The sequence below is a fragment of the Chitinophaga sp. SYP-B3965 genome (genome assembly GCF_009647655.1).
Taxonomy (GTDB): domain Bacteria; phylum Bacteroidota; class Bacteroidia; order Chitinophagales; family Chitinophagaceae; genus Chitinophaga.
This window is the reverse complement of the sequence record NZ_WJFD01000002.1, coordinates 689979-703004: the sequence shown is the minus strand read 5'-3', so window position 1 is coordinate 703004 and position 13026 is coordinate 689979. Positions and strand designations below refer to the sequence as shown.

Below are 13026 nucleotides of genomic sequence, written 5' to 3'. Positions count from 1 at the left end.
GTTCCCTGTTTGTTTTTGGATGGAAAGAATTAATTTTAGAGGGTATGAAGAAACGGATAGGAGGAGTCCTGTTATTAGCAACGATGCTGATGCAACAGGCATGGGCACAGGACAGAAGCTTTATAAGGCTTACCCAGCCCGGCAAACAAAACAATGCAGTAACCGCCACCCGCCAGTTCCTGGTAGGCAGCACCTGCAAAACATGTAAGGTGTATGTGAATGACGAAGTGCAAAAGGTGTACCCCACCGGCGCTTTTGCCATTGAGGTGGAACTCGAGGAAGGGAGCAATGAATTTGAAATAAAATCCGTTGGTCCCAATGGAGATTCCATCCTGAGAAAAGTATTTTTCTCTTACAATATCCCGCAAGCCCCGCAGCCTGTTACTTCCGCCAGCATCGCTTATATCCAGACCTTCCCGGAAGGTAACCTCACCTTGGCCCCCGGCGATCTCATCAAAATAAAAGTAAAAGCACAACCCGGCGGTACCGTAACAGTCGGCAGCCATTTCAATTTAACGGAACTCACCGGCAATGACATGCCCGGCATTTATCAGGGCACCTACACTGTACAGTGTAATGATCCGCTGATCAATGGCCGCAGTATACCAGTTACACTCAAAACAACAGAAACAGAAGTACGCCGCAACACCAGCAACGTATTTAATTTAATAGATCCACAAGCACAGCCCCTCGTCGGCAAAACCATCGGGGACGCACCTTTCCTGAAATACGGATTAGGAGAAGATCGCCTCGGTGGTGCCAAAGTCGGATACCTGGATACAGCCGTATACCTCAATATCACCGGCAAGGTAGATGGTGATTACAGAGTAAAATTATCGAAAACCTTCTCTGCATATATTCCGCAGGAAATGGTAAGAATGCAGCCCGCAGGCACTTTCCCACCTGCTTCCTTAACACATTCCTGGCGGGTTTGGGGAGACGACAAGTTCGATTATGTAACCGTAGGCCTCACACAAAAATTAGCTTACCGCAGTAATCAACAGGTAGATCCCGCACGCATCATCTTAGATATCTATGGCGCCACCGTCAACACCAACTGGATCTCACAGCTGGAAAGCACCAAAGAAATAAAGAACGTTTTTTACGAACAGCTGGAAGATGATATCCTCCGCGTGACCATTGAACTAAAACATAAACAATCCTGGGGTTACCAGGTTTACTATAACGGCACTTCCCTAACAGTAAAGGTTAAACGCCCACCATCCCAACCCGGCTTAGGGAATCTCACCATAGCTGTTGATGCTGGTCACGGTGGAAGTAATCTTGGCGCACAAGGGCCAACAGGTGTTTACGAAAAAGAAATAGCGCTGGCCGTAGCCAATGCTTTACAGCAATCACTGAGAGCAGAAGGCGCACAGGTATTAATGACCCGGCTGAACGATTCCTACGTAGAAAATAATTACCGCATCCTTTCTTACCGCGATAAAGATCCGGACCTGCTCGTAAGCATTCACCTGAATTCATCCGCAGATCCTATCCGCATCAAGGGCACCAGCACTTATTATAAACACATCGGGTTCCGGCCCCTCAGCCAGTTCATTTATAAACACATGCTGGAACTGGGCCTGAAGGAATTCGGGAACATCGGGAGTTTCAACTTTGCGCTGAACAGCTCCACAGAATATCCCAATGTACTCGTGGAAACCGTTTTCCTCAGCAATCCGGAAGATGAAATGATGATCCTGGACCCCGCTTTCCGCCAAAGGATGGCAGATAAGATCGTGCTGGGGATCAAGGACTTTGTGGCCACAGCCGGAGAAGAGAATACCCTGTAAGCACAGTATCCTACCATCCTAGTAGATTAATACCTATCTTTGCAGCCATTTATTTAGTACCTTTAACGCTACCCTTTGATAAATATGCCTTTATGAGCGAGCTAGTGAAGGAATTTGATGAATACAGAGCCAAAATGAATGAAGTGATCCTGGGAAAACAGAACCTGGTGATCAACCGGCTCTTTAACCTGGACACCAACACCTACGCAGAAGGTGCGCTGAGCACCAAAACAAAAGAAATGCTGGGTTTAGTAGCCTCTATGGTGCTCCGTTGTGACGATTGCATTAAATATCACCTCGGAAAATGTCATGAACAAGGCATTTCTACCACAGAAATATATGAGATCTTTGCTGTAGCCAATATCGTAGGCGGCACCATCGTTATTCCACATACACGCCGTGCAGCAGAATATTGGGAAGAGCTGGTGAATTCGTAACTTTGAATTATAAAATATCTATAATAAGATGTCAACAACAACTATCCCTCCGCAACCACTAACGGCCAAGGATTTTGCAACGGACCAGGAAGTACGCTGGTGCCCGGGTTGCGGGGATTACTCCATATTGAAACAGGTACAGACGATTATGCCGGGTTTAGGCATACCCCGTGAGAATATTGTGATCGTTTCCGGTATCGGGTGTTCCTCCCGTTTTCCGTATTATATGAATACATACGGAATGCACTCTATCCATGGCCGCGCAACAGCTATCGCTTCCGGTTTAAAGGCTACCCGCCCTGAACTGAGCGTTTGGATCGTTACCGGAGATGGAGATGGCCTGTCAATTGGTGGTAATCACACCATTCACCTGCTGCGCCGTAATTTTGATGTGAACATTATGTTGTTCAACAACCAGATCTACGGTCTTACAAAAGGACAATACTCACCTACTTCTGAAACCAATAAGGTAACCAAAAGTACGCCCTTCGGCAGTATCGACCATCCGTTCAACCCAATGGCCCTGGCCCTGGGAGCAGATGCTACCTTCCTGGCACGCAGTATGGACCGTGATCCTAAACACCTGCAGGAAATGCTGAAACGCAGTGCTGCACATAAAGGATCTTCCTTCCTGGAGATCTATCAGAACTGTAACATCTTCAACGATGGCGCTTTTGAAGTATTCACGGAAAAATCCAGCAAACAGGATGAAGCCATCTTCGTAGAACATGGCCAGCCATTGATCTTCGGCGCACAGAAAAATAAAGGTATCCGTCTCAATGGCCACCGCCCTGAAGTGGTAAGCCTGGAAGAAGGAAGTGGTTTCAGCGCTTCAGACCTCTGGATCCACGACGAAAATGATTTCGGCAAAGCACAGATCCTCACACGCATGTTTGATGATTCCCGCATCGAAGGACATTTACCTCGTCCCTTCGGCGTATTCTACCAGATCTTCAGACCGACGTATGATGATATCATGGCGCAGCAATTACAGGAAGCCATCGCACAACGCGGCCCCGGTAATTTGGATAAGCTGATTGCAGGCAGAGAAACCTGGACTATCGTATAAAAGAAAAAGCCGGCTTTATAAAGCCGGCTTTTTTTATGCAAATAAAAAAGAGAAGGCATTACACCTTCTCTTCAGCATTAAATATACGGTTCTGGTTAATTGCAATTTTTAATGCACCAACGGCGTAGTGCTCAACAACACTTTATACAACAACACCAATCCAAAAACGATCATACACACCCCCGCTAAACGGTTCAGCCAGATCACATTCGTTAAGGTAAGTTTATGCCGGATCTTGTCAGACACAAACACTTTAAGAACATCTGCCGCCAGCACAAAAACCAGGCAAACGCTATACATGGTAACACGATGGCTCACAGTAGTTGGCGCATTTGCCACACATACCCCCAGCCAGAAAATGATCACACCAGGATTAAGCGTATTCATCAGGAAACCACCCAGCCAGATCTTCGCATAATCACGCGTACTGAACATTTCAGGCCTTTCATCTCCCGTAGTGATCTTCACTTTTTTAAATAATAACCCATAGATACCCATCAGGATCAATAGTATTCCGCCACTCACGCCGATGGTTTTAGTATAGGAACCCAGGTTACTGATGAAAGAAGTAGCGAGATTACCCAGCAGCACAAACATGATATCACTTCCGGACACACCCAATGCAAAACTGATACCGGCCCTGAATCCATTACTGATGCTATACTTGATGATAGCAAAAATAACAGGCCCTACCGATACAGACAAAAACATTCCCAAACCTAATCCGGCAATGATGGCGGCAATCATGTATACTTTCTTGGTTATGCTTTTACAGCAACTTTAGTTGTCAGGAATTGCTCCCAGTCCTTCAGCTTCTCACCTTTCAATACTCTTGGGAATTTATTCATGGCTCCCTCTTTTCCTTTGCAACGCAGGTAATCAAGGAATACCTGGGTAGGTAGTATTTCTACGAATATTTCTTTCAGTGCGGACGTTCTTTCTACTGCATAATCGTCATTCACTTCACTGATCGTTTGATCAATGATCTCTCTCACCTTATTCGCATCCACATCCACCGCATCCGTTCCAATATACCAGCGGTGTGCGAAAAGATTCTCATAAGGAAGACCGGCCACCGTGAACTCCCGGATATTAATACCCAGTTTCTTCTGCACAATATCGATCGCCTTGTTCATGTTGTCGATACTCATATGTTCTCCGGCCAGGCTGAGGAACTGTTTGGTACGGCCCACGATAGTGATCTCATGTTCCTTCACGGAAGTGAATTTCACCACATCGCCGATCAGGTAACGCCATGCACCAGCACAGGTAGACAACATCACAGCATATTCCACATCTTCCACCACCTCATGGATCATATAAGATTTCGGATCAGGTCTTACTTCCCCATCCGCATCAAAATTCTCTTCGTTAAAAGGAATGAATTCGTAGAAGATACCGGCATTGAGCACCAGTTTGATCCCCTTCACACCAGGACGGGCCTGGAAACCGAAAGAACCTTCAGAGGCCATATAGGTCTCGATGAAGTTAATAGGTTTACCCAGGAGTTTCTGGAAACTGTCCCGGTAAGGTTCAAAGCTCACTCCACCATGAATATAGATAGCCAGGTTAGGCCATATTTCGTGTATGTTCTTAACACCATGGTACCGGATGATCTCTTCCAGTACGATCTGTACCCAGGCGGGTACGCCGCAAACCGTACCAACATCCCACTGCGGGGCTTTGCGTACGATCAGTTTGATCCGTTGCTCCCAGTTGGGTTTGCGGGAAATGTTCCCTCCCGGTTTATAGAACCGGCGGAACCATTTGGGAATATTTTTGGCCTGGATGCCGCTCATATCCCCTTCATAATAATCCCCTTTCTCAAACAGGGAAGTAGTACCACCCAGCATGAGGATCCCCTTTTCAAAAGATTTGGGGGGTATATTGAAGTTCACCATGGAGTACAGCTGTTTCACACCCACCTTTTTCACAGTTCTCAGCATATCCTTTGTAACCGGGATGTGCTTGCTGGCGGATTCAGAAGTACCTGAACTCAGGGCAAAATATTTGATCTTTTCCGGCCAGCTCACATTGGCCACACCTTCCTGGCATTTGTACCACCATTCAGTATGCATTTTATTATAATTATGCACAGGTACCTTCTGCCGGAACTGGCTCACCCAGTTAGGGCTATTGAGGATCTGCTCATAACCATAATGTTCACCGAACTGTGTATGTTTGGCTTTCTCCACTAACCGCCGTAATACCTGTAACTGATATTGACGTGGCGTCCCTAATTTGAATGTGAACTGCTTTCTTATACGTAGGGATCTGGAAATTAGATTACCAATAATGGCCATTAATCGCGATTCAAGTTTTAAAATGCAAAAATAGTTAATTCGTGTGTAAAACTGGGGAAGTTGGCAGAGCTTCGTACCTTTGCGCCATGTTAAAATCAACGTTACTCAAAGCTACGCAAGCAGGTGCTAAAGTTTTAAAAGAATATTTTAACGGTACTTTCACAATTTCCTACAAAGATACGATCAATAATCTCGTAACGGAAGCGGATAAAAAGGCAGAAGCGGCAATCATTGCCGCCATACACGAAGATTACCCTGATCATCATATCCTCAGTGAGGAAATCGGAGAGCTCAAAAAGGGTTCAACCATCAAATGGATCATAGACCCGATCGACGGTACAGTGAATTTTGCCCATGGCATTCCCCTTTGCTGCGTAAGCATTGGCGTGGAACAGGATGGCGAAATGATCCTTGGGGCTGTATATAACCCCATCATGAATGAATTGTTCTTTGCCCAGAAAGGGTTTGGGGCTACGCTGAACGATAAACTCATTCACGTTTCCCAAAAAACGACCATGGCCAATGCCTGCCTGGTCACCGGTTTTCCCTACGAATGGGAAAATACCACCAATAACCCCATGAACGTGCTGGAACGCTTTGTGAAACTGGGTTTACCCATCCGCCGCCTCGGCTCTGCTGCCATTGACCTTTGTTGGGTAGCCGCCGGCCGTTTTGACGGTTTCTGGGAACATTCGCTCAATGCCTGGGATTCCGCAGCCGGTTATCTCATTGTTCAGGAAGCCGGTGGAAAAGTGACGGATTTTAAAGGCAATCCTTATTCCCCTTATCAAAAACAAATCCTGGCCACTAACGGCCACATACATACAGATCTGTTGAAAGAAATTAACAGCATTCAATAACACATGGAAGAGAGAACTGAAATAGAAGACCTCGGGGAATTCGGCCTGATCGATTACCTGACCCGGAATATTGAATTATATAATGCCAGTACCATTCTCGGCGTAGGGGATGATGCTGCCGTAATTGACCTGTTCGGCAAACAAACCGTTATTACAACGGATATGCTGGTGGAAGGCATTCACTTTGATCTCATGTACACCCCGCTTAAACACCTGGGTTACAAAGCAGTGATCGTGAACCTGTCAGACATCTATGCCATGAATGCCACGCCCACACACATTACCATGAGCCTGGCATTCTCCAACCGCTTCTCCCTGGAAGCCCTCAACGAATTTTACGAAGGGGTGTATGCCGCTTGCGAAAAATACCGTGTAGATCTGATAGGAGGGGATACCACTTCTTCCCAGAAAGGTTTTGTGATCAGCGTTACCGCCATCGGCGAAGTATCCCCTGATAAATTCGTGAAACGCTCTACCGCCCAAAAAGGTGATCTGCTCTGCGTTTCCGGAGATCTCGGTGCCGCCTACCTTGGCCTCACACTATTAGAAAGAGAAAAGAAGATCTTCCTGGAAAATCCGAAGATTCAGCCAGATCTGGAAGACCAGACCTACGTAATTGGCCGCCAGCTGAAACCTGAAGCCCGTCATGATATCATTACTTTCCTCGCAGGAAAAGATATTATGCCTACTGCTATGATGGATGTAAGCGATGGCCTCAGCTCTGAGATCCTGCACATCTGCAAACAAAGTCAGCTGAGTTGCGTGATCTATGAAGAAAAAATACCCGTACACGATCAAACCCGCGAACTGGCCATGAAGTTAGGTTTAGACCCAACGGCCTGTGCCCTCAGCGGAGGAGAAGATTACGAATTACTCTTCACCATGAAACAGGAAGATTACGATAAGATCACCCTAAACGAAGAGATCGCCGTGATCGGTTACATGACGGAACTAAATACAGAAGATCCGCATATTATTACAAGGAGTGGTAATAAACATAAGATCACTGCGCAAGGGTGGAATGCTTTTAAGTAGAAGAAGAATTCTCTTTAAAAAGGAACGCTCTTCTTAAAAAGAAAAAACGCTCCTTGCCACAAAGAAACTCCCTCATAAAAATAAAAAACCCCTTCCCAGCCGGAAGGGGTTTCCTTTTTAATATTTTACAAACCCGCCAATCACTCCACCGTCACTTTCACCCCCGGACTATTATGCGTCGGATCCATCCCTCTCACAGAAGGCACCGCAATCTTCAAAGTATACTTCCCCTTCACATCCGGCGCCACCACCAACACTTCTACACTATCCCGCTGCAAAGCATCAGACAACAACAAACTCCCCTCCACCGTCTTCCGCCAATCCTCATCCGCTTTTGAAGAAAAAGCATACCCCACAAAAGGATCTTTATCAAAAAGAACTTTGCTATCATACCCATTCTTCACCCCCAACTTCAAAGTAAATTCCTCCCCCGGCTTCACCGTAAACGCCGTCACCGCAGGAACAAACTGTATCAGCGAATAAGAATAATAAGCCGAATCCACTCTGCACCACAACTTCCGCTGCCCCACAAAAACACTATCCTGATCAGGAATATAAGGCCGGTGATTAGAAACCAGCAACACATCCTTCCCCCACAGTTCCTCTTCCATATGCCAGTAATTATACTGACTCCTCCGCGCATGCACACTATTAAGACTATACGAAACACCACCTGTATAGAACATATATTTAGAAGGCTCCTGGTAACTGTTCAGGAACACCACCGGCCGCCCTTGCGCTTTAGCAGCCACAGCAGAAGTCCATTCCCTGTTATGATGTATCTCCGGCCTGATCTCAATCCCCGGCACAAAATCCCACACCATATATATCCTCGCTACGAAAACCACCAGCAAAGAAATCACCCAGGTACTTTTAAGTATCCGGAAAGACAAAGAAAGCCCCTGCCGCACAATAGCCTGATGCGCCAATATCACCAGGGGGGCAAAGATCATCACCGTCCAGTTCGCTTCCACCCGTCCTTTCAAAGTACTCAGCAGAAAAAACGCCAACACCCCCACCAGGCAGAATTTCAAAGCACGTTCAAAACCAGTACGCACCTGTGCGCGGAACCCATTGTATAACAGCAACCACCCTACGAGCGGCCCGAATAGCAATACCTGCCCTAAGATATAATCCAGCGTGTAGCTGATATCGTAGGAAGAAGCATTCCTTTCTACAAGATGATATTGCAGAGAGGGAAAGTCGTGTGTGTATTGCCAGTAAATATGCGGGAAGAAAAGCAGCGTGGTGATGATCACCGCTATGTAGTAACGATATACTTTTAACAGGGAGAGATTGGAAAGCAGCGTGAAGAACACGAGTAATACCCCATGGTATTTGCTATAGAACATCAGCGCCATGCTAAGTCCCAGCAGAAAAGTGTTCTTCCAGCTCTGGGATTCCAGGAAGTTGCGGTAGATATAAAAATACAGCGTAGCAAAGAAGATGAGTGGAATATCCGGCACAGCGAGGATCCCTCCGATCTGCATAGCCCCCATCCCGGCAAGGATGAGATAGAAAACGATGTTGTTCTTATGAGGGATGAGTTTGTCTATGAGGATGAGGGTGAAGAGGTTGAGGACTATCATGCCCAGTCTTACTCCCAGTTCATTATGAAATAAAGCGTAACCCGCTTTAATGAGCAGGGCTACCATAGGCGGATGGTCAAAATAGCCCCAGGCCAGGTGGTTGGAGTACACCCAGTAATACGCCTCATCGTCCATCAACTCTGTAAAGCAGGCTTGTAAAATAGCCAGAAGGGCCCAGAGGGCCAGTACAGTATTTTTGTACTGATTCTTGGTGAAAAAGCGGATCATAGCCCGCAAAGTTACGGGATAATAAACCTATCCGCATCCTTCATAAAAGGAAACTTTGCACGCAGTTCGTTCAGGTGATTTTTGGAAAGTGTGTAGGTAAATACGTCCTCATCATGCGCTTTGTGGTAGATGACCTCGCCGATGGGATCTATAATGCTGGAATCGCCGCTGTGGTAGATGTCGTTACCATCATTACCCACCCGGTTTACGCCAATCATATAACATTGGTTTTCGATAGCGCGTGCCTGTAATAATGCGCGCCATGGCGTGTTACGTCTTTCCGGCCAGTTGGCCACGTTCACTAATACATCATAAGCCGGCTCACCATTTTCGAGAAGGGAATTGCGGGACCATACCGGGAAACGAAGATCGTAACATATAGAAAGATTGATCTTCCAGCCTTTCACCTGGGCGATCAGTCGTTTGTCACCAGCTTTGTAATGATCTTCTTCTCCGGCAAAGCCAAACAGGTGGCGTTTGTTGTAGATGCCGAATGTGCCGTTGGGCAACATCCAGATCAGCCGGTTATAATATTCACCGCCTTCTTCAATAATGAGGCTGCCGGTGATGATCACGTTCTTCTCTTTTGATTTTTGCTTCATCCACTGTACTGCACTACCGTCCATTGTTTGTGCCAGTCTTTCAGATTGCATACTGAATCCTGTGCTGAACATTTCAGGAAGTATGATCACTTCCGTCCTTTCCTGGATGGAATTGATCTTTTCGTCAAACATCGCCAGGTTGGCAGCAACATCTTCCCAGTGTAAATTAGCTTGTATCAGAGAGACCGTTAAATCAGACATAAAGTATTAATTACTACAAAACGACCCCAAAATTACGGCGATAAGGGTTAGAAAGATGAAAAATTATCCCCCCTTTATTCGCCCTTTTTTGCGATTTGTTCAATAGCGGCCCTTGCCAGGTCCTGTTCAAAACCTCTTTGCAGGAGGAATTGCAACGTTTTGTATTGTCGTTTTAAATATTGTTCAGACTTTAAAGAGGCGTATTTCCGGGAGGCGAGTTGTTCCAAAGTTTGCATGTAATCATCTGCATTGATCTCTGCCAAACCTTTCCGGATGCAGTATTCAGAAACTTGTTTCTGCTTCAGCATCATGCTGATCTTCTTGCGCCCCCATTGCTGCATCCTGAACTTCCCGCCAGCATATGCTTTCGCAAAGCGCTCTTCATTGAGAAAACCATTTTCCACGAGGTGAGCGATGGCGTTTTCAATATCCTCGCCACGCAGACCCAGTTCCCAGCATTTCTCTCTCACTTCCATATGGCAACGCTCCTGGTAAGCGCAGTAGTAGCGGAGTTTCAGGATATCAGCTTCCATTCCTTATCTAACTATGATCTAACAATCATCAGCTTGGCGTAGTTCAGCATGATCTTTTTCTCACCACCACCTTTAGGGAACATCACCGTAGCGATACGGTTATTGATAGCACCTTCCAGGGCAAGTATCTTACCGAAACCAAATTTCTGATGTTCTACATCCATCCCCGCTTCCATGGTAGCAGGATCATCTGCAGTAAAATTAGAACTGGGTACATGGTAACCAGCCGGCGCTTTAGGCGTTGGCCTTGGTCCGGAGGTTGAAGAAGCAGCAGTTGCAGTATTCGAAGCAGGTGCTTTCTTTTTATCGAACATATTACCCCAGGAAGCACCACTACCACCAATCGGGCCAGTATTGCGCATCCCGCCGCCAGCATAACTGCGGTCAATGAAATCCTCTGGCATCTCTTCCAGGAAACGGCTCGGCTCATTCTGCTGCAGCTGTCCAAAACGATAACGGCTATTAGCGTAGGTGAGGAACAAACGTGTTTTTGCACGCGTCACCGCCACATAGAACAACCGGCGTTCCTCTTCCAGCTCTTCGCGGGAATTGATGGACATACCACTGGGGAAAAGACTTTCCTCCAATCCCACCGTGAATACCACCGGGAATTCCAGTCCTTTCGCCGCGTGGATCGTCATCAGTTTCACCACGTTACTGTCTTCATCCTTGCCATTATCTGCATCCGTTAAGAGCGTGATCTGCTGCAGGTAAATGCCCAGTGTTTTATCGTCCAGCAATTCACCATCTTCTGTAGGCGTTTCCGTGAATTCCTTGATAGAGTTCAATAACTCCTGCACGTTCTCGTAACGGGCAAGTCCTTCTGTTGTTTTATCGTTGAAGAGTTCTTTTACGATACTGGTGGATTTACCAACCTGTACCGCTACTTCGTAAGCATTATGTTTTTCCAGTGCCACACGGAAGCTCTGGATCATCGTCACAAACCCTTCTATCGCTTCCAGCGTACCTGCTTTGAAACCAAATTCCCTCGCACGTTCCAGCACATCCCAGAAAGTGATGTTCTGATCATTCGCAATAACCGTTACTTTCTCTATGGTAGTTTTACCAATGCCACGCACCGGGTAATTGATGATCCGTTTGATCGCTTCTTCATCTCTGCTGTTCATGATCACCCGCAGGTAAGCGATGAAATCCTTGATCTCTTTTCTTTGATAGAAAGAGAGCCCACCATAGATCCTGTAAGGGATGGCACTGCGACGGAGGTTTTCCTCGAAGGAACGGCTCTGTGCATTAGTACGGTAAAGGATGCAGAAATCTTTGTTGTCGTAATGATTGCGGAGTTTCTGTTCAGAGATAGTATCTGCTACAACTTTCCCTTCATCATTATCTGTATTCGTGCGGATCAGTTTGATCTTTTCTCCTTCCAGGTTATCCGTCCAGAGGTTCTTTTCGATCTGTCCTTTATTCCTGGAGATAACTTCGTTCGCTACGTTGAGGATAGATTTTGTACTGCGGTAATTCTGTTCCAGTTTCACCACTTTCACATCATCATAATCCTTTTCAAATTGCAGGATATTCTGAATGGTAGCACCACGGAAGGAATAGATACTTTGCGCATCATCACCTACTACGCAAATATTCTCATGCACTGCACCCAGTAACTTCACGATCTCATACTGCGCCGGGTTCGTATCCTGGTACTCATCGATCATGATGTATTTGAACTTGTGCTGGTATTTGGCGAGTACTTCCGGGAAGCCCTTCAGCAACACGTACATTTTATACAATAGATCATCAAAGTCCATCGCGCCGTTCTTGAAACAACGCTTGGCATACATCTCATAGATCTTGCCGATCATAGGACGACTGGAACGTTGATCTTCCTGCTGTACCGCATAATCATGCTGGTATTCTTCCGGGCTCATCAAACTGTTCTTGGCAGCAGAGATCCGGTTGTACACCATATTCGGTTTATAATGTTTGTCGTCCAGGTTCAGTTCATTCACGATGGTTTTCACCACGCTCTTTGCATCATCAGAATCGTAAATGGTAAAGTCACTGGGGTATCCCAGTTTAGGCGCATCGCTGCGCAACAGGCGGGCGAAAACAGAGTGGAAAGTACCGATGTAAAGATTACGGGCTTCACTGCCGCCCAGGATCCTTTCCACGCGTTCCTTCATTTCCTTCGCCGCCTTGTTTGTAAAGGTGAGCGCCAATATATTAAAAGAATCCACCCCATTGTTCATCAGGTGTGCGATCCTCGTTGTCAGTACTTTTGTTTTGCCTGAACCTGCGCCCGCGATGATCATTAAAGGTCCTTTAATGGTGGTTACCGCTTCCCGCTGGGGTACATTCAAATCGTCTAAATAGTTTGCCTTCATCAAAATCAAAAATTAATTTGCCGGCCGTAAA

General features: G+C 46.3%; 11 protein-coding genes. 5 read left to right on the top strand and 6 right to left on the bottom strand.

The features are described 5' to 3' along the window. The first annotated feature begins 44 nt into the window (after positions 1-44). The 3 genes from GFS24_RS17100 (at position 45) to GFS24_RS17090 (ending at position 3302) form a co-directional block, all read left to right on the top strand. Positions 45-1796 carry an N-acetylmuramoyl-L-alanine amidase gene (locus GFS24_RS17100; RefSeq protein WP_153661350.1) on the top strand — a complete coding sequence of 584 codons (1752 nt, stop codon included), beginning with the start codon at positions 45-47 and terminating at the stop codon, positions 1794-1796. 92 nt (positions 1797-1888) lie between these two features. Then, positions 1889-2233, top strand: a complete 345-nt coding sequence (locus GFS24_RS17095) for a carboxymuconolactone decarboxylase family protein (RefSeq protein ID WP_074243154.1) — start codon at positions 1889-1891, stop codon at positions 2231-2233. Positions 2234-2261: 28 nt separating this feature from the next. Then, a complete protein-coding gene (locus GFS24_RS17090) occupies positions 2262-3302 on the top strand; it encodes a 2-oxoacid:ferredoxin oxidoreductase subunit beta (protein ID WP_153661348.1) in 1041 nt (346 codons plus the stop codon). A 108-nt stretch (positions 3303-3410) separates the two neighbouring features. Here the strand turns inward: GFS24_RS17090 and GFS24_RS17085 are convergent, their stop codons facing one another. Then, a complete protein-coding gene (locus GFS24_RS17085) occupies positions 3411-4049 on the bottom strand; it encodes a LysE family translocator (protein WP_153661346.1) in 639 nt (212 codons plus the stop codon). Positions 4050-4063: 14 nt separating this feature from the next. Further along, positions 4064-5605, bottom strand: a complete 1542-nt coding sequence (locus GFS24_RS17080) for a GH3 auxin-responsive promoter family protein (RefSeq protein WP_153661344.1) — start codon at positions 5603-5605, stop codon at positions 4064-4066. Between the two features lie 86 nt (positions 5606-5691). On the opposite strand from GFS24_RS17080, the gene GFS24_RS17075 reads away from it, so the two are divergent. Both GFS24_RS17075 and thiL read left to right on the top strand, forming a co-directional pair. Then, positions 5692-6465, top strand: coding sequence for an inositol monophosphatase family protein (locus GFS24_RS17075; protein WP_153661342.1), 774 nt, complete (start codon positions 5692-5694; stop codon positions 6463-6465). 3 nt (positions 6466-6468) lie between these two features. Further along, complete coding sequence (thiL, locus tag GFS24_RS17070) at positions 6469-7500, top strand: thiamine-phosphate kinase (protein WP_153661340.1); 1032 nt, start codon at positions 6469-6471, stop codon at positions 7498-7500. Positions 7501-7640: 140 nt separating this feature from the next. On the opposite strand, the gene GFS24_RS17065 is transcribed toward thiL, so the two are convergent. The 4 genes from GFS24_RS17065 to GFS24_RS17050 all read right to left on the bottom strand — a co-directional run bounded on the left by GFS24_RS17065 (position 7641) and on the right by GFS24_RS17050 (position 12995). Then, positions 7641-9317, bottom strand: a complete 1677-nt coding sequence (locus tag GFS24_RS17065) for a glycosyltransferase family 39 protein (protein WP_153661338.1) — start codon at positions 9315-9317, stop codon at positions 7641-7643. A gap of 11 nt (positions 9318-9328) precedes the next feature. Continuing rightward, positions 9329-10120 (bottom strand): amidohydrolase, encoded by a 792-nt coding sequence (locus tag GFS24_RS17060; protein WP_153661336.1) that lies wholly within the window; start codon positions 10118-10120, stop codon positions 9329-9331. A gap of 74 nt (positions 10121-10194) precedes the next feature. Further along, positions 10195-10653, bottom strand: coding sequence for a regulatory protein RecX (locus tag GFS24_RS17055; protein ID WP_153661334.1), 459 nt, complete (start codon positions 10651-10653; stop codon positions 10195-10197). Positions 10654-10664: 11 nt separating this feature from the next. Then, a complete protein-coding gene (locus tag GFS24_RS17050; protein ID WP_153661332.1) occupies positions 10665-12995 on the bottom strand; it encodes an ATP-dependent helicase in 2331 nt (776 codons plus the stop codon). Positions 12996-13026 lie beyond the last annotated feature (31 nt).